At 45.4% G+C, this 24339-nt stretch carries 17 protein-coding genes and 3 tRNA genes; 7 read left to right on the plus strand and 13 right to left on the minus strand.

The window, feature by feature from the left end; genetic code table 11:
- The first annotated feature begins 261 nt into the window (after positions 1 to 261).
- The 3 genes from nrdA (at position 262) to yfaE (ending at position 4011) form a co-directional block, all read left to right on the plus strand.
- The gene (gene nrdA, locus LSG37_RS08115; RefSeq protein ID WP_233079401.1) at positions 262 to 2547 is read left to right on the plus strand and encodes a class 1a ribonucleoside-diphosphate reductase subunit alpha; all 2286 of its coding nucleotides are present in this window, start codon (positions 262 to 264) and stop codon (positions 2545 to 2547) included.
- A gap of 63 nt (positions 2548 to 2610) precedes the next feature.
- Positions 2611 to 3741: a class Ia ribonucleoside-diphosphate reductase subunit beta gene (gene nrdB / locus LSG37_RS08120; RefSeq protein ID WP_233079402.1), complete on the plus strand. Its 1131-nt coding sequence runs from the start codon at positions 2611 to 2613 to the stop codon at positions 3739 to 3741.
- Positions 3742 to 3756: 15 nt separating this feature from the next.
- Positions 3757 to 4011, plus strand: a complete 255-nt coding sequence (yfaE, locus tag LSG37_RS08125; protein ID WP_233079403.1) for a class I ribonucleotide reductase maintenance protein YfaE — start codon at positions 3757 to 3759, stop codon at positions 4009 to 4011.
- 52 nt (positions 4012 to 4063) lie between these two features.
- On the opposite strand, the gene LSG37_RS08130 is transcribed toward yfaE, so the two are convergent.
- The 5 genes from LSG37_RS08130 to LSG37_RS08150 all read right to left on the minus strand — a co-directional run bounded on the left by LSG37_RS08130 (position 4064) and on the right by LSG37_RS08150 (position 7612).
- On the minus strand, positions 4064 to 4639 hold the full coding sequence (locus tag LSG37_RS08130) for a YceI family protein (RefSeq protein ID WP_233079404.1): 576 nt from the start codon (positions 4637 to 4639) through the stop codon (positions 4064 to 4066).
- Between the two features lie 26 nt (positions 4640 to 4665).
- Positions 4666 to 5205 (minus strand): cytochrome b, encoded by a 540-nt coding sequence (locus LSG37_RS08135; protein ID WP_233079405.1) that lies wholly within the window; start codon positions 5203 to 5205, stop codon positions 4666 to 4668.
- Positions 5206 to 5365: 160 nt separating this feature from the next.
- The gene (trhO, locus tag LSG37_RS08140) at positions 5366 to 6283 is read right to left on the minus strand and encodes an oxygen-dependent tRNA uridine(34) hydroxylase TrhO (protein WP_233079406.1); all 918 of its coding nucleotides are present in this window, start codon (positions 6281 to 6283) and stop codon (positions 5366 to 5368) included.
- A gap of 100 nt (positions 6284 to 6383) precedes the next feature.
- Positions 6384 to 6926 (minus strand): YaeQ family protein, encoded by a 543-nt coding sequence (locus tag LSG37_RS08145; protein WP_233079407.1) that lies wholly within the window; start codon positions 6924 to 6926, stop codon positions 6384 to 6386.
- A 35-nt stretch (positions 6927 to 6961) separates the two neighbouring features.
- On the minus strand, positions 6962 to 7612 hold the full coding sequence (locus LSG37_RS08150) for a LysE family translocator (RefSeq protein ID WP_233079408.1): 651 nt from the start codon (positions 7610 to 7612) through the stop codon (positions 6962 to 6964).
- A 178-nt stretch (positions 7613 to 7790) separates the two neighbouring features.
- On the opposite strand from LSG37_RS08150, the gene LSG37_RS08155 reads away from it, so the two are divergent.
- Positions 7791 to 10211 (plus strand): TonB-dependent receptor domain-containing protein, encoded by a 2421-nt coding sequence (locus LSG37_RS08155; protein WP_233079409.1) that lies wholly within the window; start codon positions 7791 to 7793, stop codon positions 10209 to 10211.
- A gap of 71 nt (positions 10212 to 10282) precedes the next feature.
- On the opposite strand, the gene rmf is transcribed toward LSG37_RS08155, so the two are convergent.
- The 5 genes from rmf to rlmKL form a co-directional block, all read right to left on the minus strand.
- On the minus strand, positions 10283 to 10465 hold the full coding sequence (rmf, locus tag LSG37_RS08160; RefSeq protein WP_046521510.1) for a ribosome modulation factor: 183 nt from the start codon (positions 10463 to 10465) through the stop codon (positions 10283 to 10285).
- 381 nt (positions 10466 to 10846) lie between these two features.
- A complete protein-coding gene (locus LSG37_RS08165; RefSeq protein ID WP_233079410.1) occupies positions 10847 to 12478 on the minus strand; it encodes a DUF3466 family protein in 1632 nt (543 codons plus the stop codon).
- A 12-nt stretch (positions 12479 to 12490) separates the two neighbouring features.
- Positions 12491 to 14401 (minus strand): ATP-binding cassette ATPase Uup, encoded by a 1911-nt coding sequence (gene uup, locus LSG37_RS08170; protein ID WP_233079411.1) that lies wholly within the window; start codon positions 14399 to 14401, stop codon positions 12491 to 12493.
- 3 nt (positions 14402 to 14404) lie between these two features.
- Entirely contained in the window at positions 14405 to 14644 is a 240-nt protein-coding gene (locus LSG37_RS08175) for a glutaredoxin family protein (protein WP_233079412.1), read from the minus strand.
- A 13-nt stretch (positions 14645 to 14657) separates the two neighbouring features.
- Entirely contained in the window at positions 14658 to 16790 is a 2133-nt protein-coding gene (gene rlmKL, locus LSG37_RS08180; RefSeq protein ID WP_233079413.1) for a bifunctional 23S rRNA (guanine(2069)-N(7))-methyltransferase RlmK/23S rRNA (guanine(2445)-N(2))-methyltransferase RlmL, read from the minus strand.
- 242 nt (positions 16791 to 17032) lie between these two features.
- On the opposite strand from rlmKL, the gene LSG37_RS08185 reads away from it, so the two are divergent.
- The 3 genes from LSG37_RS08185 to LSG37_RS08195 all read left to right on the plus strand — a co-directional run bounded on the left by LSG37_RS08185 (position 17033) and on the right by LSG37_RS08195 (position 17383).
- Positions 17033 to 17109 (plus strand) — tRNA-Met (locus tag LSG37_RS08185).
- A gap of 68 nt (positions 17110 to 17177) precedes the next feature.
- A tRNA-Met gene (locus LSG37_RS08190) sits at positions 17178 to 17254 on the plus strand.
- Between the two features lie 52 nt (positions 17255 to 17306).
- Positions 17307 to 17383 (plus strand) — tRNA-Met (locus tag LSG37_RS08195).
- A 207-nt stretch (positions 17384 to 17590) separates the two neighbouring features.
- On the opposite strand, the gene LSG37_RS21380 is transcribed toward LSG37_RS08195, so the two are convergent.
- From LSG37_RS21380 to LSG37_RS08210, 3 genes are all read right to left on the minus strand, one after another.
- On the minus strand, positions 17591 to 21433 hold the full coding sequence (locus tag LSG37_RS21380) for a two-component regulator propeller domain-containing protein (RefSeq protein ID WP_233079414.1): 3843 nt from the start codon (positions 21431 to 21433) through the stop codon (positions 17591 to 17593).
- A 135-nt stretch (positions 21434 to 21568) separates the two neighbouring features.
- Positions 21569 to 22753, minus strand: a complete 1185-nt coding sequence (locus LSG37_RS21385; RefSeq protein ID WP_233079415.1) for a class I SAM-dependent methyltransferase — start codon at positions 22751 to 22753, stop codon at positions 21569 to 21571.
- A 65-nt stretch (positions 22754 to 22818) separates the two neighbouring features.
- A complete protein-coding gene (locus LSG37_RS08210) occupies positions 22819 to 24321 on the minus strand; it encodes a DNA recombination protein RmuC (RefSeq protein WP_233079416.1) in 1503 nt (500 codons plus the stop codon).
- Positions 24322 to 24339 lie beyond the last annotated feature (18 nt).

The following is a 24339-nucleotide window of genomic DNA, read 5'->3' on the forward strand; positions in this document are numbered from 1 at the left end:
CTATTGCTTCCCTGCAGAGGTTTTTAAAAGCCTATTTCGCACGTTAGCGGACACTAACATGCTGCTTTTTTCGCCCGCCAGCAGGGGTTGCAATTGCTATTGATCCACTCTATCTTGTGATCCGTTCTCCTTTCACCCCTAGATGTTGTGTCGCTCAGTTGAGTTTGACCTAATGAAGCCAAAAGCGGGTGAATTCGCTGCGCAGAAGAAATTCTGTGCACACAATAATAACAATTGAGATGGAATTTTCGGCGGAAAAATATGACTCAAACATTATACGTAACCAAAAGAGATGGTCAGCGCGAGCCATTAGACTTAGACAAGATCCACCGTGTGATAGATTGGGCAGCTGAGAGGTTACAAAACGTATCAGTGTCTCAGGTTGAGTTACGTTCTCACATTCAGTTTTACGACGGTATCAAGACCGCCGATATCCACGAAACCATCATCAAAGCCGCTGCCGATTTAATCTCAAAAGAGACACCGGATTATCAATATATGGCCGCCCGTCTGGCCGTATTCCATTTGCGTAAAAAAGCCTATGGCCAGTTCGAGCCACCAAAACTGTATGACCATGTAGTCAAAATGGTGGAAGAAAAGCGTTATGACGCTCACATTCTGGCGGACTACAGTAAAGAAGAATTAGAGCAATTGGATAGTTTCATCGTCCATGGCCGCGATTTAGATTTCAGCTACGCAGCAGTCAAACAGCTCGAAGGCAAATACCTGGTACAAAACCGGGTGACAGGCCAGATTTACGAAAGCGCCCAGTTCCTTTATATGCTGGTTGCGGCTTGTTTATTTGCTAATTATTCAAAAGACACCCGCTTAAGTTACGTGCGCCGTTTTTACGACGCTGTGTCTATGTTCAAGATTTCATTACCTACACCTATTATGTCTGGTGTACGTACCCCAACCCGTCAGTTCAGCTCTTGTGTGTTGATTGAATGTGGTGACAGCTTAGATTCAATTAATGCCACCAGCAGCGCTATCGTGAAGTACGTCAGCCAGCGTGCCGGTATTGGTATCAATGCGGGTCGTATTCGTGCTTTAGGCAGCCCAATCCGTAACGGTGAAGCCTTCCATACAGGTTGTATCCCATTCTACAAACATTTCCAGACTGCAGTAAAAAGCTGTTCTCAAGGTGGTGTTCGTGGTGGCGCAGCAACACTGTTTTACCCACTGTGGCATTTGGAAGTCGAATCTTTACTGGTTCTGAAAAACAACCGTGGTGTGGAAGAAAACCGCGTACGTCACTTAGATTACGGTGTGCAGTTTAACCGTCTGATGTACACACGCCTGATTAAAGATGAAATGATCACCCTGTTCAGTCCTTCTGACGTACCTGGCCTTTACGATGCGTTTTTTGAAGACCAGGAAAAGTTTGAAGCGCTCTATGTTCAATACGAAGCGGATGCGTCTATCCGTAAAAAACGTATTAAAGCTGTTGAGCTGTTCACGCTCTTTATGCAGGAACGTGCAAGCACAGGTCGTATTTATTTACAAAACGTCGATCACTGCAATACGCACAGCCCATTTAATCCAAAATTTGCTTCAGTGCGCCAGAGCAACCTCTGTTTAGAAATTGCACTGCCAACTAAGCCACTGAATGACATTAACGATCCAAATGGTGAAATCGCCCTTTGTACTCTGTCAGCCTTTAACTTAGGCGCTATTGAGCATTTAGATGAGCTGGAAGAATTAGCTGAACTGGCAGTACGAGCCTTAGATAGCTTACTGGACTACCAGGACTACCCTATCCTAGCCGCTTACCACGCCAGTATGAACCGCCGCACTTTGGGCATAGGCGTGATTAACTATGCGTATTATTTGGCGAAAAATGGCGTGAAGTACTCTGATGGTTCAGCCAATGGCTTAACGCACCGTACTTTTGAAGCTATTCAGTATTACCTGATGAAAGCCTCGAACAAATTGGCTCGGGAATTTGGCCCTTGCCCTAAATTTAACGAGACCACGTATTCAGAAGGCATTATGCCTATTGATACCTATAAAAAGGATCTGGACAAAGTCTGTGCTGAACCATTGCATTACGACTGGGATCAGCTGCGTAAAGATGTGGTAGAGCACGGTTTACGTAACTCAACCTTATCTGCACTGATGCCATCAGAGACTTCCTCGCAAATTTCAAATGCGACCAATGGTATTGAACCACCTCGCGGTCATATCAGTATAAAGGCAAGTAAAGACGGTATTTTAAAGCAGGTTGTACCTGAGTATGACCGCCTGAAAAACCAATATGAGTTGTTGTGGGATATGCCAAACAATGATGGTTATATCAGCTTGGTGGCTATTATGCAGAAGTTTGTTGATCAAACCATTTCTGCTAACACCAACTACGATCCGGGCAAGTTCGAAGGTGGCAAAGTACCAATGAAAGTCTTGTTAAAAGATTTACTGACGGCTTATAAGCTGGGTGTAAAAACCATGTACTACCACAACACCCGCGATGGCGCTTCCGATATACAGGAAGACATCAAAGCGACGCCGGAAGACGATGGTTGTGCCGGTGGCGCCTGTAAAATTTAAGACTGGGGCTGCATTGCAGCCCTCTTTTTGTATGCATAACAAATAATAATCTGGATATTGCTGATGAGCTACACCACCTTTAGCCGTACGAATAACGATCAAATGAAAGAGCCGATGTTTTTTGGCAATCCGGTGAACGTATCCCGTTATGATCAACAGAAATACGGCATTTTTGAAAAATTGATTGAAAAGCAACTGAGCTTTTTCTGGCGCCCTGAAGAAGTGGATGTCAGCAAAGATCGTATCGATTTTCAGCAGTTACCAGAACATGAAAAACATATCTTTATCAGCAATTTAAAATACCAAACTCTATTGGACTCAGTGCAAGGCCGTTCACCGAACGTCGCTTTGTTGCCTATCGTCTCTTTACCAGAGCTGGAAACCTGGATTGAAACCTGGGCCTTTAGTGAAACTATTCACAGCCGCAGCTACACCCATATAGTGCGTAATATCACTAACGAACCTCACAAGGTGTTCGACGATATATTATTGAATGAACGTATTGTTGAACGTGCAGATGACGTTACTCGTTATTACGATGATTTGATCTCTTCTGTTAGCCTGTATCACTTATGTGGTGTAGGCACTCATGAAGTCAATGGCAAGACCCATACCATCAGCATGCATGATCTGAAGCGTAAGCTCTATATCTGTATTTTGTCGGTAAACGTGCTGGAAGCCATCCGGTTTTATGTTAGCTTCGCTTGTAGCTTTGCTTTTGCCGAACGTGAACTGATGGAAGGTAATGCCAAAATTATCAAACTGATTGCCCGTGATGAAGCGCTGCATTTAACCGGCACTCAGCATATGTTGAATATTATGGCCGCTGGTGAAGACGACCCGGAAATGGCCATTATCGCCAAAGAATGTGAAGACGAAGCCTACGCTATCTTCCGTAAAGCCGCTGAGCAGGAAAAAGACTGGGCTGAGTTCTTGTTTAAAGATGGTTCAATGATTGGCTTAAACAAAGATATTTTATGCCAGTACGTTGAGTACATCACCAACAACAGAATGCAAGCTGTGGGCTTAAAACCAATATTCAGCACCACTCAGAACCCTATTCCATGGATCAATGCCTGGCTGGTGTCTGACAATGTGCAGGTGGCACCACAAGAATCAGAAATCAGCTCCTATTTAGTGGGTCAAATCGACAACGAAATGGATGGCGCTGACTTCGGCGATTTTGATCTCTGATCTGCGACTATTCACATGGTTAAAGTAGTGGTGAAAAATGTGCTCAGCCTGGAGTTTGGGTCTGAGCAACGCACCCTGCTTGAAGCCCTTGAAGCACAAAAACAGCAAGTGAATTATCAGTGCCGTGAAGGCTATTGCGGTGCCTGTCGTTGTAAATTACTGTCAGGTTCAGTCAGCTACCTCAACGAGCCGCTGGCTTTTGTCCGCAAAGGCGAAATTTTGCCTTGCTGCAGTATTCCCATCACAGATATAGAAATAGAATTGCCCTGAGTATCACAAGGACACATCAGGGCAATGTCGTTTTTAGAAGCTCAATTTAGAATTAAGACTTCTTAATACCTTCTACAGTCAGATCCAGATGCACAGTGGCAGATGCCGGGCCAAGAATGTTTTTAATGGCAAAATCTTCTAAGTTGATGCTGGTGGTGCCAGCAAAACCTGCGCGGTAACCACCCCATGGATCAGCACCTTCACCCAGCTTAGTGGCGTTGATCACCACTTCTTTAGTCACGCCGTTTAATGTGAAATTACCCACCACGTCAAAATCTGCACCTGCTTTTGGTACTATTTTTGTGCTGACAAAAGTCGCTTTGCTGTGTTTGTCTACGTTCAGGAAATCCGGGCTGCGTAAGTGCTTGTCACGCTCTGCGTGATTAGAATCGATGCTTTTGGTGTCGATTTCTAGCTGAATTTTAGCATCAGTTAACTTGGCAGCGTCATAGCTAAAATTACCAGTAAAGGTATTAAAACGGCCATACAACCAGCTATAACCTAAATGGCTGATTTTAAATTGAATAAAAGCGTGAGCACCCTGAGTATCTATTTCGTAATCTGCCGCTTGCAGTGCTGGTGCAGCTAACATTGAAGTCAACAAACCGGCAATTAGTAATTTTTTCATTCCAATCTCCTTTGGTAATTAAAGTCTTAAGGTTTAAGCATGCGTTTTAACGTGTTGTCTTTATCAAAAAAGTGATGTTTCAAAGCAGCAGCTGCATGTAAAACGGCTAACGCAATTAAGCCGTAAGCTGCAAACTCATGAACTAGTCCAGCTCTGTCTGCTTGTTCAGCAAACAATTCTCCGGCTGAGGGCAAATTAAATAAGCCAAATACTTCGATAGGCCGGCCATCCGCAGTAGAAATCAAGTAGCCGCTACAGATAATCAAAAACACCAGGCCATATAAAGTCAGATGGGTAACATGGCTAGCGCGCTGTATGGCTTTACTGTGACTGGATAAAGGCTCAGCAGTTCCTTTAATCACACGAAACAGTAACCGATACAGCATCAGAGCTAACAGCAACACACCAACACTTTTGTGCCAAAAAGGCGCAGTTCTATACCAACTACTGTAGTAGCTTAGATCAACCATCCAAAAGCCAGAGGCAAAAAGCCCAATGACCATGACGGCCACCAGCCAGTGCAATACGATGCTGGTCCAGCTGTAACCTTTATTTTCTGTTGCCATAGCTTCCTCTCTTAATATACACAGCTTATCTTTCCAGAAGTTGGTTTAAAATAGCAAAATTAAGCACATTTAATTCTAATAAATAGAACTATAATCTATTACCTCTAAAGACAAGACCAAAAAAAAGAGCCTTAGCGGCTCTTTTCAAATATAGCTGAAATTAGAATTCAACTTTACCATCACGGATATGCTGTTCGCCCCGCTCTTTAGCAAGCGCTATTTGCTTCTGACGCTCAGCAAAAGAAGCTTTCTGGTCTTCGGTAATTTTGTCATGACAATGCGGACAACTTAAACCTTGCACATAAAGTGGCGATTTCATTTCATCTGGTGATAATGGCATGCGACAGGCGTAACACTGATCGTAGCTACCTAGCTCCAGACCATGTTTCACCGCAACACGCTGATCAAACACAAAACATTCACCCTGCCATAAGCTTTCTGGTTCTGGTACTTCTTCCAGATACTTCAGAATGCCGCCATCCAGGTGATAGACCTCTTCAAAACCTTGCTCTTTTAAAAAGGCCGTAGACTTTTCACAGCGAATACCACCGGTACAAAACATCGCTACTTTTTTGTGCTTGGTTTTGTCCAGGTTTTGCTCTGCCCATTCTGGAAACTCGCGGAAGCTGGTGGTATTTGGATTGACAGCATTTTTAAAAGTGCCAATGGCCACTTCATAATCGTTGCGGGTATCGATAACTATGGTGTCTGGATCAGAGATTAACTGATTCCAGGCTTCACCTTTAACATAAGTGCCGACTATATGAGCAGGATTGATACCTTCAACCCCCATAGTGACAATTTCTTTCTTCAGCTTGACCTTAGTGCGGTAAAACGCCTGATCATCAGCAAAAGATTCTTTGTAAGACATAGCTTCGAAACGGCTGTCTGCAGCAAACCATTGCAGCATCGCATCTATACCTTCACGTGAACCACAAATAGTGCCGTTGATACCCTCTTCGGCCAGTAACAAAGTACCTTTGACTTTGTTCAGCACCAGATGTTGATAGAGGTTATCACGCAAAGTGACATAATCAGGTAAAGCGACAAACTTATATAAAGCAGCAACAACATACATTTTTTTGATTCACCTTCTGCAAAGCCGGACCGTAAATCCGGGGCAAAAATACGGGCGAGCATTATAACTAGTGAAAATGAAATAACAAGTTATGGCAGGTTCAATGCTTGAGTTCTGGCTCAGAAGACATGGCCAGCGCCAGCTCAAAGGTTTGCTCACCGTCTGTAATTAATAACTTGTCGTCTTCCCGCCACAAGTCTAGCTGCATATGACCTTTGAGCATGCAGCAAAAGTCCAGTAACTGTTGGTGGGATAACGCATGAAACTGCACATTGTTGAAGTGTTGTTTGTACTGACTTTTTACTTTTTTCTGTTGGGTTTCATCCAGAAACAACACCACTTGATCTGCTTGATGGCTGGCGCGTTGCATATGTTTTTCACTAAGTAAATCAACATTACACCAAAGTTTGATGTGTTCAGCCGCGTCACTGACATACAAGTCAGGAGTTTTACCTGCACTTTCTGCTTTCGCCAGTTGTGGAGATGATTCGAAATAAGACAGGTAAGCCAGAATACGGCGGGCAAAATGTTCAGCCAGCTCGGTTTTATAAGGAGCTATATAACAAGTCCGTTTTTGATAAAAATGACTGGCCTCTGACGCATAGTTCAAATCCAGCCTTATTACTTTGCTCATCACTTGCATACAGACACCTCGTTGGTATCGGCAACAACCTCTGTTTAGTGTAGCTGAGATTGAATTGCACCGTAAATCAGATGCATAGCCAGTGCCAGTAATACTGCCCCCATTAAACGATCAAACCAGTACCCTTTCATAAGCAAAAAAGCTCTTACTTTTTCGCGGGTTAAGATCACAGATAAAAATGCAAACCAAGCCGCTGTAGCACAGGCCATATAAACGCCGTAAATCAGTTTGTAAGAAAGTGGCGTAACTGGCGAAATAATGACGGCAAAAAGTGATAAGAAAAACAAGGTCGCTTTGGGGTTTAGACCATTAGTGACAAAACCTGAGGTAAAGGCTTTGAGCAATGACGGAGTCTCTGTCACTGGTTCTGTGACTATTTCTGCTGTGGTGTTGATTGGTGCGCCGCTACGAATAGCCTGCCAGCCTATATAAGCCAGATAGGCTGCCGACAGTGCGCTGAACAAGGTAAATAACCAGGGGGTGGTTTTGATCAGCAAGCCTAAGCCAAGCAGCGAATAACACACATGCAGAAAGATCGCCATGCCTATGCCAATGCTGGCTGCAAGCGCGACGTTGCGACCATAACGCACCGCATAACGTAGAACTATGGCGAAATCAGGGCCGGGGCTTGCTACCGCAACTAAATGAACTGACGCGATCAGTAAAAATTCCGGCCAGAAATCCATGGCTTATCCTTTTGATTATTCAAACATTATTATGCAGATATTAAAGCATGAGACTTCAGAGTGTCGAAGCTAAATCTTAAATTAATGTTACTTCATCACAAAAGTACTTGCGTCTGAATCGTTAATCCGCAAAAATGTTATAACATCACAATCACTAACTATTGTAATAGGTTTTCCGATGCGCCCTTCTCTTTTTCAACTTACTCCTGTTGCCATGCTGGTTGTTTCGGCATTTTCAGCCCAGGTTGTCGCACAAAGCATCACCGTGAACGGTGTAGTACTGGATAATGATGGCAAAGCCATTGAACAGGCTCGTGTGCATGTGCATGGCCGTCAGCAATATGTGTATGCAGACGAAAACGGCCGCTTTACTATCCAGGCTCCAGCAGACGCTGAACTGCATATCTCAGCCAAAGGTTATGGCGATCAGTTTGTCACCTTATCAAACAACAACGAACTTAAAGTACAACTGCAGTCTGGCGGTGTGGAACGTATTGTGGTCTCAGCTTCAGGCTTGCATCAATACGATTTGGAAATGGCTAATCCTGTTTCTGTGTTATCAGGTGAAGAGCTCAGCCGTAAAATAGCCCCTACTATAGGTGAAACCTTAAAGTCGATGCCGGGCGTACACAGCAACTATTACGGCCCAGTAGCCTCAAGCCCTATTTTACGTGGCCTCGATGGGCCACGGGTTCGCATATTAAGTAACGGCCTTGATTCTGCTGACGTATCCCGTATTGGTCCGGATCATGCCATCAGTGCTGACGCCATCACCACAGAGCAAATTGAAGTGCTGCGTGGCCCTGCCACTTTATTGTACGGCAGTGGCGCTGTAGGTGGTGTCGTGAACGTAGTCGACAACAGATTGCCACGACAGTTACGCCCTGCCAGTACCCAGATAGAGACGCGCTACAGTTCAGGTGCAGATGAAAAAACTGCCGCCTTGACTCATGATGGCGGTCAGGAACAAATGGCCTGGCATGTGGATGGCTTTAAGCGTAAAACCGACAATTATGATGTGCCAAATTTTACCAATGATGAAGGCGAAAGCACTGATCAACTGGCAAATTCATGGCTGGATAATTCGGCCGTTAATGGTGGTTTAAGCTGGATCACAGATAAAGGCTTGCTTGGTTTTTCCATAGGGCATATCGACAGTGAATACGGCATTCCAGGCCATCACCATCATCATGAAGAACATGATGATCACGACGAGCATGATGACCACGGTGACGAAAACCATGATGAACACGCAGAAGAAGCTGTATTTGCTAAAGTAAAACAAGACAGATACGGCCTGGCTGGCGAGCTGTATAAACCTTTTAATGGCATTGAAACCTTATCTTTCAGCAGCGCCCTGACCCGTTATCAGCATCACGAAATAGAAGATGGCGCTATTGGCACCACCTTTAAGAATGATAGCTTTGAGAGCCGCTTTACTGCTGAGCATGAAACTATTGCCGGCTGGCATGGTGTGTTTGGTTATCACCTGCAACAAAGCGATTATCAGGCGGTAGGCGAAGAAGCCTTCACACCAGATACCAAAACCGATTCCCACGCCTTATTTGTGCTTGAAGAGCGCAGTTTTGGCGATTTTACCGCTCAGCTAGGTGCCCGTATTGAGCACGTCGATTACAAAGCCTCCGGTATAGAGTTTGAACATCACCATGAGGAAGAAGACGCAGACGAACATCATGCTGACGAGGTAAAACATGACTTTACTGCGTCTAGCCTGTCTGCAGGCTTAGTCTGGAACTTTCAGCCTGGGTACAACGCAGCTTTATCCGTAAGCCGCTCTGAACGCGCTCCTAGCGCTGCCGAGCTGTATTCCAACGGTGCACACATCGCGACCCGTACTTACGAATTAGGTTTGGCCTATAGTCTGGATCAAGACGGTGAGATTTCAGAGTCTGATGTCAACTTCAAAAAAGAAGTGGCGAACAACATCGATCTGACGTTACGCAAGTATGAAGGTGATTTTACCTTCACTTACAATCTGTTCTACAACAAAGTACATAACTACCTGTATATGAGAGATTCAGGTTTAACCATGGCAGACCTGCACTCCCATGCAGAAGAAGACCATGATCACGACCATGACGATCACGAAGAACATGATGAAGAACACAGTCATGCGGAAGATGAAGCGTTCTCTATATTCCATTATCAACAGCAGGATGCCACTTTATATGGCGCTGAGTTTGCAATGGCTTATCAATTGACTGCGGAACAACAGCTGGAGTTTTTTATTGATTCAGTACGAGCCAAGCTGGACAACGGCGGTGATTTACCCCGTATTCCGCCTGTGAAAGTAGGTACAGGTTATAGCTATTCAGCAGAGGATTGGTCAGCAAATATCGACTGGACTCATTACATGAAGCAAAACCGCGTTGCAGCAGATGAAAGTGCGACAGACTCCTATCAGATCCTCGATTTGAGTTTTAGTTATTACTTTAATCTAAATGATCTGGATCTGACTGCTTTTGTCAAAGCCAATAATCTGACCGATGAATTAGGTTTTGTGCATAGCTCCTTTATAAAAGAAGACGCACCTCTGCCAGGTCGTTCTTTCACTTTAGGTGTTAAAGCCCGCTTCTAATCTTGTACTTTTTAAAACTCAATAATGCACAAGGCCCCGATTATCGGGGCCTTGTTATCTGAATTCGTGAATTACTGACCTCTGGCGAACAGGCCAATCCCTTTGTCTTCCATCGCTTCCCGGTACCCTCCGAGCCATTGCGATCTGGTGTCTAAATTCTGATAAGGACAAATCTCTTTTGAGCGACCTGTGACAGCGGCGCGATAACCTTGAGCGTGGGCACGTTCTAAACGATCTCTTTTCTGTCTTTTCATAAGGCAATCTTCCTCGATCTGATAAATAACAAGCAACTTACGTTGCACCTTAATAGATAGTTGAGATGCCGAAAAGGTTCCACTAATAAACTTGGCCCTTCCCTATTGACATTAAGTAAGAACCTGAAGTTATTTAAGATTTGATGACAAAATAATTTATTTTTTTTGAATTACTTGGATTTTTTTTACTCACATCGCCCAGGATGTTCGTCTTCAGCAGATAAAAGCTGTGAAAAATGGCTATCGTGCAGTTTTTAATGTGACGGGTAACGTCATTTTAACGGCTTTATTTTGGATGGCTGAGAACAAAATTTAGGTGGGGCCAGATAGAACAAACCCGCTTTCGCGGGTTTGTATTTAGCAATCTGTAGACAGTTGTAACTAGCTTACACGTCGTCTTAACCACACTAGTGGCAACAACAATAAGCTATACCAAGTAGATGAACCACCTTTACGCTCATAGGTTTCTTCTTCTGGTATATTGCAGCTGTCGATTGTACCGTTAGGAACCGGAGTCAGTTTCACAGCTCTGGAGACATTCTCCATAACAGGATTACCCGCGCTGTCTTTTACTAACTCCCCTTTGCTATCGCGTTGCTCAACAGAAACCACGGCATTGGCAATGATTTCATTGTTATTGTTGATATCTTTTGCTTCAGCCAAAGTAAAAGCTGAATCACAAGGTAATAAGGTATTTAAGTCGGTGAAAGTATCGTTTTCGATATCATACAAAAAGGCCACTATACGCCTGGTGGTGCCGTCAGCAGGTAATATTTCAGCCGAACCTACCACCATATTATTTTCGTTAATGGCCATAGGGTTCGTATCAGAACTATTAAAAAAGCCATTTGGAAAGGTCAGAGTTTTTGTGTTGTAATCAAAAATGAATAACCTGTCGCGTGACATACCATTAAAGGTTGTACTTGCAGAACCGACCACAATATTTTCATTGTTGATATCCACTGCAATGCTGGAATTCCATTCCTGTGGATCGATGATGGCTGACACTTCACCTTCATGAAAAACACTGGCATGCAATGCAGCACGATTGCCATCCGTAGAGGTAGAAGATCCGACAGCTACACCGTTATCATTCACAGATAAAGCCCGGCTGGAATAAAGGTTTTCTGCCGTATCTTCAATCACAGGGCCTAAAACACCATATTGGACTGGCGCCGAAATTTGCCCTGCTTCGTTCATTTTCCAGACTAAAGCCCGTTCAACATAACTATCTTTATATTGGTCGTAGCAAAGACTTATAGGTCTGGTTTTTCCGGTACAGGTTGTTTCAATAGTTTCCTGAATGCTTTCCAGCATAGAAACACTGCCATAACCTGCTACGTAGTTGTCCTGACTGATTTTAATGGCAACAGAGAAACCACCGCCAAACTCTTCATAGGGAATAGGTAATGAAGTAACGCTGTTGCCGTTAACTACATAAGATTTTAAATGACCCGGTGCAGGCAGCCATAAATTGACAGTCTCAGGCGATGGAACCGCTTCAGTAGCTTCAGGCGTAAAACTCTGTTGGGTGTAAGTGCTTGTCGCAACACCAATAGCATTTCCACTGTTATTAATATCGTACAGGTACTCATTATTGGTTGGCGTTGCTGCTTGTTCGCGTATCTTAAGCTGTTCGCCAGTCACGAGGTTAAAGCCCATCACTTCTACATAGCGCTGGATTTCATAGTTTGTGCTGTTGGCTCTCAGGTAGTTGACCAAAACAAGCTGAGAGGATGCGGTGATATTACCCAACTTAATCTGTTCTATTTGTTCGGCCGTTAAGGCCGCCACCAAACTGGCATTTTCAAAATCAATAGCGCTGATATCGATCGGGAAATTATAAATCACAGATCCGGAACCAACTGCGTCGCCATTGTCATTTAAAGCCGCGCCAAACTGAGATTGCACAGTGGTGATCTCAGCCAACTCCTGAACCTGATAAACGGCGGCGTATGCTGAACTGGCGGCCAGGCCGGGTAATAAGGCTAATACTACGGGCGATAATCTCATTCAGGTCCCCTGTTACTGCTGATTTAATGCTTCTAATTGTTCCCAACGCTCATAGGCGTGCGCGAGCTTCGACTCGGCCTCATGCAATTGGTTCAACGCTTTTTGGGTGTAATCGGCACTTTGCCGGAAAAAATGTGGATCATTTACTTGCTGCTGCAAGCCACTTAATTCTGCATCAAGTGTCTCGATTAAAGCGGGCAATAGTTCCAGTTCTCGTTTCTCTTTGTATGATAACTTCTTACCACCTGATGATGAAAGCTCAACAGGCTTTTCTGCAACAGGTTTTACACTTTTTTGCACAGTTTCAACAGCTTTTACATTATTTTGCTGCCGTTTTTGATAAGCCACTACATCTTCGTAGTCACCCGCTATATCAACCACCTTGCCCTGACCGGCAAAGTACAGCGAACTTGTCACTGTATTATTGACGAATTCACGGTCGTGACTGACCAAAAGCACAGTGCCCTGATACTGCTGCAGAATATCTTCTAATAGCTCTAAAGTTTCTACATCCAAATCGTTGGTCGGTTCATCGAGGATCAGTAAATTGCTTGGTTTAGCGAATAAACGCGCCAGCAATAAGCGGTTTTTCTCACCACCTGATAAAGCCCGAACCGGTGTTCTGGCGCGTGCTGGTGCAAATAAGAAGTCCTGCAGGTAACTCAATACATGACGGGTTTGACCGTTTTGAATAATTTCCTGCTTACCATCAGCGACGTTATCCTGCACTGTGGCATTTAAATCCAATTGAATACGGTGCTGATCAAAATAAGCAACTTCGAGGTTCGTACCCCGTTTAATCTCACCACTGTCGGCATTGTATTCGCCAAGCAAAGTTTTGATTAAGGTCGATTTACCCACGCCGTTTGGCCCGACCAAGGCAATACGATCACCACGCATCACTAAAATGTTGATGTCTTTCAGAACGGTTTCGCCTTTAAAGCTGACATTGACATCTTTAGTCTCAAACACCAGCTTGCCGGATTTTTGGGATTGTTCAATGGCAAATTCGACTTTGCCCATTTGTTCAACCCGGGCAGCGCGTTCGTTACGCAGCTCTTTTAAGGCGCGAACACGGCCTTCGTTACGGGTACGACGGGCTTTAATGCCCTGACGGATCCAGACTTCTTCTTCCGCCAGCTTTTTATCAAAGAGTGCATTGTGTTGCTGCTCTACTTCCAGCAGTTTTTGCTTACGTTCCAGATATTCGGCGTAGTTACCTGGATGCGAAGTAAGTTCACCACGGTCCAAATCGATGATACGGCTGGCCAAGGCACGGATAAAGGCCCTATCGTGCGAGATAAAAATGATCGCGCCTTTGAAGTTCATAAAGAACTGCTCAAGCCACTGAATCGCCGCCACATCTAAGTGGTTAGTCGGTTCATCCAGCAGTAAAACAGTTGGCTGTGACACCAGAGCTTTGGCTAAAGCGGCTTTACGTAACCAACCACCTGATAAGGACGCCAAAGTCGTATTGGGGTCCATTTCAAACTGCAGGCACAACTCTTCAATACGGCTTTCTAACTGCCAGCCGTGACGAGTATCTAATTCGGCCTGCAAAGTACCAAATTCACGTTGTTCAGCTTCGGTAGCATCAGAGAAATGATCAGCCAGATGATAAAAACGCTGCAGCTTTTCAGCTAAATCGCCCGCACCTTCACGAATAAAATCCGCCACTTTAATATCAACACGAGCTGGAGGGTCTTGCTCTAGACGGCTGATAATTAAATTATTCTGCCGTACCACCTGGCCATCATCTAAATTTTGATGACCGGTCAATATTTTTAAGAAGGATGATTTACCAGCACCGTTGCGACCAACCAAACAGACTCGCTCGCCGGCAAATAAACTGAAATCCACTTTATCTAAAATGGGGTGTGTACCAAAAGCAAGGCTGGCTTGCTGAAAACGTAATAATTCCACTCTTTATAATCCTGACGACTGCTGACGCAGCAGCTGTTGTATCTGTTCAAGTTCAAAGGGCCAGAACAGTTCCTGTTCATTCACTTTTAACACCGGAATATGCACACGATAGCGTTCAAAAGCTGCCGGTTCGTCCACTATATCTATAATTTCAACAGCACCATCTAAACCGGCCTGCAGCAAAAGCTGCTCGGCCTGTTCGCACAAATGGCAACCCCAGGTGCTGTATAGCTTTATTTGCATGAAAACTTAACCATCACTCTTCAACCCGCTTAAACAACTCAAAGCAGACGTGAATATTGGGGTTACGTTTAAAATCTTCCGGTAAACTTTGTGCTGAAATATCTTTGATGATCCAGCCCGCTTCTTCCAGTTCTGCTTTGTCGATTTTAAAGCGTCTTTTATTGTTGGAAAATATCACTTTGCCATTGGGTGCCAGACAACGCCCTACCATAGTCAGTAACTTAACGTGGTCACGTTGCACATCCCAGGTATCTTCCATCCGTTTCGAATTTGAAAAGGTTGGCGGGTCAACAAAGATTAGATCAAACTGGTTTTTACAGCCTTTGAGCCAATCCAGACAGTTATCCTGCACAAACTGATAGGCTTTACCATCCAGACCATTGATCAGGAAGTTGCGCTTTGCCCAGTCCAGATAGGTATTTGACATATCCACTGTAGTGACAGACAAAGCACCACCTAAAGCGGCATGCACAGAAGCAGTGCCTGTGTAGGCAAACAAATTCAGTACTTTTTTGCCTTTGGCTTGCTGTTGAATAGCCAAACGAGTGACGCGGTGGTCTAAAAACAAACCGGTATCTAAATAATCACGCAGATTCACTAAAAACTTAGCGCCATATTCAGTGACTTCTTTGTACTGACCGGCTTTGGCCAGCGCCTGGTACTGATCTTTACCTTTTTGTTTTTCACGAACTTTTAATACCAGCTTGTCGCTGCTGATACCCAGCACTTTAGGCACCAGGTTCACCACATCAAATAAACGTTTTTGTGCAATTTGTTCATCAACATTCGAGGGTGCGGCGTATTCATGGATCACCACTTCGCCGTCATACCAATCGACCGCCACGTTGTATTCCGGAATATCGGCGTCATACATACGGTAGCAACTGATGTTTTCGCGTTTCGCCCACTTCTCTAGTTGCTTGACGTTTTTCTTCAGGCGATTGCCAAAAGATTCGCTTTCTGCATAAAACAAAGCAGCACTTTGACTGTTGGCATTGACCTGCACTTGCTGTTCGGTCAAATCGAACATAGTAAATTCACAGTCTAAAGGACCGTTGGTGAACTTATAGCTTTTAGCTTTGGATAACTTTAGCGCCCGCAATAAATCGGGGCTTGAAGTAATAATGGCTAAACGCCAGCCCTGATAATGTTTTTTCAAGCCTAAGGAGAATTCAGCATACACAGGAATAAGCTGTGGCAAGTCACCTAAACGCTCACCGTATGGCGGGTTGGTAATAATGACACCTTTACCTTCGCACACGGCCGACTGAATTTGTGTCGCATCCTGGGTAATAAATTCAATAAAATCTGCCACACCAGCACGAGCCGCGTTCTGACGGGCTTTTTGTAAAGTGCGCTCATCGGTATCGCTACCGACAAAGGTTACACCTTCAGCTATCGCCTGACGTGAGCCTAAGGCTTCTGCGCGCAGCTGCTGCCAGAGTTCAGGCTGGTGATCGCCCCATTGTTCAAACGCAAACTTTTCACGCTTTAAGCCTGGCGCTAACTGACGTGCCATCAGCACTGCTTCTATTAATAAAGTACCGCTACCACAAAATGGGTCATATAAAGGCTGATCAGCCTTCCAGCCAGAGCGTAACAATAGCGCAGCAGCTAAATGTTCTTTCAGTGGTGCTTCGCCCTGCTCTTTACGGTAACCACGCTGATGCAGTGACGGGCCAGAGAAATCCTGAAAGAAATGGAAATGCTGACGTTCTAAACGCACCTGAAAACGGACGTCTGGATCTAGACGGTCTACATTAGGGCGCGCATCATAACGCTCGCGGAACTGATCCACTATGGCATCTTTTACCCGCATGCCACCAAACTGGGTATTGTCTATGGTCGGGTGTTTACCTACACACTCAACGGCAAAGCTTTGTTCCATCCGCATTAAGGAAGGCCAATTAATACGCATGGCCACCTGATACAAATCAGAGTTGGCATCAATTTCGATGGATTGTTCCAGGCGTAGAATACGGGTCGCCAAGCGCGACCATAAGCACAGCTGATACGCGTCTTTAAGTTCAGCCTTAAAGCGCACTACGCCCATGCCTAATTTAATGATTTCGCCTTGATAACGACGGATCTCATCCGCCAACAGCTCTTCAACACCTTTGGATGTTAAGGCCCAGAATTCCAACATATGATCTGCCCTGCAATAAAATGGCGCACATTATAACAGAAGCGCTTTCGAAAGCATTGGGATGTTTTTCAGCTCAAAAAACAAAGATTTGCGGCGATGAAACTTCAGGAATAGCCACGATCGTCTACTTAAAGACCTATGCGTTTAATAATTGTGCAGTCAGTTCACTTCTTTGGAATTTACTGATATTAGGCCTTGCGCTGCTATGTCAAAAGCTCTACTATGCGCCCCGCAAACACGGACGCGGGATGGAGCAGCCTGGTAGCTCGTCGGGCTCATAACCCGAAGGTCGTCGGTTCAAATCCGGCTCCCGCAACCAATTTAAGCAATTAAGTGAATCGTGAATGCAGTACACCTCTTACACACTGTGTGGTGTTAAGATACGGACGCGGGATGGAGCAGCCTGGTAGCTCGTCGGGCTCATAACCCGAAGGTCGTCGGTTCAAATCCGGCTCCCGCAACCAATAATGTGTATGTTTTAAATCCTGATAGTTACTGCTCAACTATCAAAACGGACGCGGGATGGAGCAGCCTGGTAGCTCGTCGGGCTCATAACCCGAAGGTCGTCGGTTCAAATCCGGCTCCCGCAACCAACAATTAGCCGACTCAATAGTCGGTTTTTTTGTATCAAAAATTTGGGGTTTAGAAGATGGAGCAGCCTGGTAGCTCATCGGGCTCCTCTTTATAACCCGTGGCGAAGGTCATCGGTTCGCTCTTCACAAAGATCAGGGCTCCCGCAACCAACAATCAGCCGACTCAATAGTCAGTTTTTTTTATCTGAAGTTTGAGTTTGTGCAAAATTAGCCATCTCGCCTTGCCGGGAAAGTGATTTTATAATGCAGCCCCTGCTCAGGTTCACTGTGCACTTCAATATGGCCTTTTAAACTGACAGTCACCAGGTTGTAGACAATATGCGCTCCTAAGCCTGTGCCTCCGTTATTGCGGTTGGTAGTGTAAAAAGGCTCAAACAAATGCTGCAAGGCTCGGTGGTCCAAGCCTTTGCCATTGTCACTGAACTTCATCAACAAGGTTCGGCCCTCCTGGCTAAAACTAAGTTGAATTCTCGGATCGGGTCTGTCTTTCACTCCATGGATCAGTGCATTTAACACCAGATTGGTAATAATCTGAGCTATTGCGCCAGGATCGGTATAGATCACTAGATTAGCGTCACACTGAACATCCAGCACACAACCTGCTTTATGCAGCTGTGGTTTTAATGTCAGCACAACATCCTGCACATAAGTAGCAAGGTTAAATTCTCGCAGACTAACATTGGATTGATCCACTGATACTTTTTTGAAACTCTGCACTAAATCTGCTGCTCTGCCTGTGTTGACCTGCAAAATTTTCAGGCCTTCGCGCAAATGCTGTAAAAACCGCTGAAACTGGCTTTGTTGCAGCATTTTCTGATCAACAGCGTGCTGAACTGTATCAAGTTCGGCCTGTAAATGACTGGAAGCAGTAACACAGATACCCAAAGGGGTATTAATTTCATGAGCAACCCCAGCGACCAATGAGCCAAGTCCGGCCATTTTTTCCTGCGTGATCAATTGCTGCTGGGTTAATTGTAACTGCTCAAAGGAGTCAGCGTTGGCCACGGATATTGCGACATAACTGGCTAAAGTGCGCAGCAGTTCAATCTGCGAATCAGAGTAAGCCTGCTCTTTTAAGCTTTGAACAGAAAACACGCCAACAGCTTTGCCGCTGACTGTCAGGGGGAAATACAGTACAGATTTAGTCATGACACCGTAGAGAGGCTCTGGGATCACCGGTAAATACTCAAGAAATTCAGCAGCTTCTCGAATAATCATTTCTCGTTGATTGTTAAAACAAAACACAGCTGGGGTAGCTGCCTGTTCTAGATCCACATCAAAGCGTGGCGCCAACTGGTTATCTTCCATCCAAAAAGCAAAGTCGAGTTTATGCTCTGTCTCGCGATAAATGCCAATCAGCAACACATGAGCATCCAGCATCTGCACCAAGTGAGAATGGCAGCGAGTTAATACCTGCTTCAAATCCAGAGAGGCTGTGATTTCCCGACTAATTTGTTGCAGCAATGTGATGTCTTGATAGGAGCGCTGTAATGCCTGATGTTTTTCTTGTAACTGACTGGTTTTTTGGCTGAGTTCCTCGGTGCGTAAACTGACTTGAAGCTCCAATTGGCGCCGCATCTCCAGTTGTCTTTTCATTTTTTGCTGAAACCAGGAAAAACAGCTAAACAGCACCAGAGCGACCAGCGCAGTTCTGAACCACCAGGTCATCCACCAGGGCGGCAATACTTCAATAGCTAATGAGGTTTGAGTTTGCCAGGGGCCATCACCTATGCTGGCTTCTGCTTGCCACACATAACTGCCTGGTGGCAAACGGGTATAAGTTGCAACAGGCTGGCTGGCTTGGATCCAGTCCCGGTCAAAGCCATTGAGTTGATAACGATAACGTAACTTTTCGGGCTGAATAAACTCAGGCACTGAGAAATGCAGGCTGAACATATCCTGCTGATACATTAACTTGAGTTGATCCAGTGCCGACAACACCACAGGCAACAGAGATTGGGTTCCTGGCCGGGCTGGCTGAACTATCTGGTTAAACAAACTTAGACTGGTCAGTTTTAAGCTATTTAAAGGCCATTGTTGAGGTAATTGATCGATCTGGTAGAAATCCAGCCCTTCTTTACCACCACGAAACAACCAGCCTTCGTGCTCAGCCCACGATCCTATCCAGGTCACACTTTGTACACCAAGCCGTTCATCCAGATTGAGGTAACTTTTCTGCTCCGGCAAAAAATGTTGACGATACAATAAACGAAACAACTGAGCTGAGCGCAGCTCTGCATCATCATCAGCTGCAGTCAGATAAGGTTTAAAACCTTCAATCTGCGCTGGTGCATTTTTGGACCGCAGTACGCGATGGCGTAAATTACCTGCATGTATCCATAAATGCTCATTCTCTTCAACCACCAGTTGAATGCCATTAAATTGCAGGCCATGCTGGCTGGCATCCTTTTGTTGCCATTGTTGCAGCCTTCCATCCTGTTGGTTGTAAAGAAACAAACCTTGATCGGCACTACCAATCCAGATCAGACCAAAGCTGTCCTGATACACCAGGTTGATATCATCCACCGGCAAACCGGGTTTGCTGTATCTGTTCAGTGCTGTGATCTGTTGACCATCGGCACTGACAATAAAAACGCCGTGTCCTCGTGTACCCACCCACAGCTGCTGTTGGCTATCTGTAAACAATGATTTAATGACAGGTTGTACTTGAGTATCGTCAAGCAAGGGCACTGGCTGCCACTCTTGTGTTTTGGGTCTGAATTGCCAAAGCCCCTGCTCTGAACCTGTCCAGAGAAGGTCCAGTTGAGGCGCCCATCGAACCTGCCGTGCGCTGAAATCCGGGCTACCATCTGGCATAGGGATAGCTTCAAGGCGGCCTTGTTGGGGATTAAATCGCAATAATCCACCTTGCCGGTTAGCCAGCCAGACAGTGCTGCTGTTCACTACTTCGATCCCTAGTACATCACTGGCAGGCAACAGCTGTGGTTGATCTGTTGCTGTGGGTAAAGTTCGGATATGACGGGCAAAGCGACTAATACCTGCCACACGCAGTTGGTTGATAGTCCAGACCGTGCCTTGCTTGTCCAGCATCAGCGCATAAATACTGTTGCCGGGTAAACCCCCGCTGAATTGGCCCTGATGCTGAAATTGTTGCCAGCTCTGGCCAGCCTCCTGCTGATACCACAATCCTGCATTGTAACTTGCCAGCCACAAACCGCCGGCTTCATCCTGCAGCATGTCGGTTAATTGAGCCTGACGTAATGTTGCTGGTTGCAAGGGAATGGTCAGCTCCCCAGAACTTATATCAAGCTGCAACAAACCTCCGCTAAAACTGGCCAGCATCAAATGCTGAGGGTTTTTCAGATGAAGTTTATTAATGGACCCTGCAGCTTGCCCGTTATCGACTTTATGCCAGCCCTTAGCGGAGTGTTGCTCCAGATGCCAGGCAATCAGCCCCCCACCTGTGCCGGATAAAGTCCGCAGAGGTGCGTCACCTGAAGCCAGATACAAGACGCCATCTGCTGCCATCAATAAATCGTTGATGTGGATACTGGAGACGCCATCCACTCGGGCAGACAATGGTTGAGCTGTCAGGCTTAGTTGTTGCGGTTCTAACAGAAATAAACCTGCACCATAACTGCCAACCCAAATCCGCAGCTGCGGATCCTGATACAACACAGATATTTCACTGGAACCATTGTTGAGGGTTGCAGGCAATGCCACCCGGCTGAAGCTTTCTGAAGCCGCATTAAATCGGTTCACACCCGCGTAACGGGTGCCAACCCACAACACTCCCTGTTGATCCACCAGTAAACTACTGATCCAATCAGCTGACAACGAATCAGGATCGGTCGCATCGGCTCTGAACACTGTGACTTCAGACCCGTTCAAACGGTAAAGACCATGCTGAGTGCCAAGCCAGATTTGGCCAGCATGATCCTGCGCTAGTGCAGTAGAGGAGATATGAGCCTGGTTCTGTTCCAGAGCAACAAAGCGGCTATAGACCTGACGCACCTGTTCAGATGCATAGGCTACGTTCACCAAAAGCAGCACAAACCCTAGCAATAAGGACCAAAGGCCTTTTACCACAGATGTTCCCCAGCTATACCGCATTGTTTATTCAGTATTTACCGCTTTCACAATTTGAGCAAATTAACGAATTAAATCTTGGGGTGCTGGCTACTGGCAGATTTTCTATGTAATAAAAGTGCCCTGCTGGCCAAGTCAGTCTGACTGCACTAATAACTCTTCCAGGCAATGCTGCTGTATGCCGTAAAAGCTTTTGATTTGTTGCACTTGAGAGAGCAGTTGTTGACGATTTTTGGGTTTCTGACTTTTTACAGCCAGAATCATTTTATTTTTACTGGTGTGTTCCAAGGATATAAATTCAAACACCTGAGTATCATAACCATAAGCCTCCAGCAGCAAAGCGCGCAGGCTATCGGTCAGCATCTCGGCTTGCTCACCTAAATGAATGCCGTGTTTCAGCATAGGTTGCAGTAGTGGTGGGCTTATGAGTTGCGGCCGCAGCTGTTTATGGCAACAGGGCGAACACATAATCATCGAAGCGCCGGTGCGAATGCCCATATGAATAGCGTAATCAGTGGCTATATCACAGGCATGCAGGGCTATCATCACGTCTATGCCTTTGGCCTCGAAATGTTTTACATCGCCCTGCTCAAAACCAATGCCCTGCAAATTTAAATCACAGGCGACGCCGTTGCATAAATCCACCAGCTCCTGACGCAGCTCGACACCTGTCACTTTGGCATCAAGCCCCAACTGATGTGTCAGATAATCATGCACCGCAAAGGTCAGGTAGGCTTTACCAGAGCCAAAATCGGCAATATGCACTGCAGGTTTTTGTTTTAAGCCGGTTTGACTTAAAGCCCGGTCAAAGACTTCGACAAACTTATTGATTTGCTTCCATTTGCGCGACATAGCCGGCACCAGCTTATGCTGGGCATCGGTGACACTAAGCTGCTGCAAAAAAGGCCGGTCTAACGTCAGGAAGCGCTGCTTTTCTTTATCATGACTTAAAACTGCCGAGCTGACAGCCGCTTGCTTAATCGCTTTTGTGCTGCTTAACACTTTGCCCTTTTTACTGACACTCAATTGAGTTTCACTGTCGGAAGCTGTGAAATGAGCAGCTTTGAATTCTGTGCCTAATAAATCTTGGATCAGTTGCAGTCCTTCGCTTACAGCAAAGTTTTTGGTGATATCCCGGGTTTTATGCCGGTATAAAAAACTTAAATGCGCACCATCTTTTAACACCACAGGCCGCACTTCAATCCGCACCAGGCTGCTATCCTCGCCCTGATAATTGCTTAACAGCAGCTTTTGCCAGCTGTAGTTTTCAAGCTTTTGCCGGAGGAGTTGGATAAAGGCGCTGAAATCTGAAGTACTCACTGAAATTCTCTGCAATCAAAAAAGGCCGTTAGTATAAACCTGACAGCTCAAAGCTCCATAGTGCTTTATGGAGTCGACGAGGTTTTTGTCTCTGGTAAAGGCTCTGAATCAAACTCAATCTGAGACTTTTCGACAAAATATTCCGGCAACTCAGCCTGAATAGCAGGAGTTAAATCTTTAAATTCGTTGACCTGTTTCACCAGATTCGCCCTGCCCTTGTACAGCTGACTTTCGGCTGTCTCATAGGCTTCCTGCGCTTTGTTTAGGCTCTCTTTGACTCTTAAAAAAGTCGTCAGAAAGGTACGGAGTTTGTTAAACACAGCATCCGCACGTTTAGCGAGTTCAGCCGTGTGTTTATGCTGCTCTTCGTAGCGCCACAACTGGCGGACAATATTGAGGCTGGTTAACAAAGTGGTAGGCGTCGCTACCAGTACATTTTGATTCAGCGCTTGCTGGAACAAGCTTTCATCAGCTTTTAACGCCTCCACAAAAGCCGACTCAATAGGCACAAACATAAACACCAGATCGGGTGAATTCAGGCCAGGCAACTTGTGGTAATTACGGTCTGACAGCTCTTTAATGCGGGCAGCCATCGAAGCCACATGTTCCTGCAGCGCCAGTTTACGCTCTATCTCATCTTCTGAATTGATATAACGGCTATAGGCATTTAAGGAGACTTTGGCATCAATAATCAAATGTTTGCCCTGAGGCAAAAACACCACTAAATCAGGCCGCAGTTTATTACCATCTTCCTGAGTAACAGAAAACTCGCACTGGTAATCCTGCCCTGCTCTTAAACCTGAGCGCTCCAGCACATTTTCCAATACCAGCTCACCCCAGTTGCCCTGAGTTTTTTTCTGGCCTTTTAATGCCACAGCCAGTTGGTGTGCTTCTTCGGTGATCTGCTGATTAAGGATTTTTAAATGCTGCAGTTCGTGATTCAAAAGCGCTTGCTGCTGGCTGTCTTTGAGATGAATATCTTCCACTTTGCTTTTAAAGGCGTCCAACTGCAAACGAAACGGGTTCAGTAGGCTATTTAAAGCTTCCTGATTAGAAGCCTGGAAGCGTACCGACTTATCTTCAAAAATTTGCTGCGCCAACTGCTGAAATTCAAGGCTGAGTTGCTGTTTGCTGTTTTGCAATAACGCCTGCTGCTCGGCAAAATGCTGCTGCTTTTCTTTTAAACTGATTTGCAGCGCACTGTGTTCACGTTGCAACTGCATATAGTCTTGCTGCTGCGTCTGATACTGCTGTTTTAACTCTGTCCAGAGCTCAAACACCTGTTGATACTGGCTTTGGCTGCGAGCGAGTTCAGCGGCGTACTTTTGCTGCTGGTAACTTAAATCTTTAAAGTCATCCTGAGCCTGCTGCAATTGCAACTGATATTGTTGTAACAACTGCTGGTGGTGCTGGCTTTGTTGTGCCTGAAGCTGGTTTGTGGTTTGTTGCAATCCGAGTTGTTGTTGTAATTGAGCTGCTTGGGTACGGGATCGGATCAAGCCCCAGATGCAACAAAGCAAAACCACAGCCAAAATACTACTTAACACAAACAAAGCTTCTGTGGTCATGGTTCTCTCTACATCATC

The organism is Rheinheimera soli, from assembly GCF_021290985.1.
GTDB classification, from domain to species: Bacteria; Pseudomonadota; Gammaproteobacteria; order Enterobacterales; family Alteromonadaceae; genus Pararheinheimera; species Pararheinheimera soli.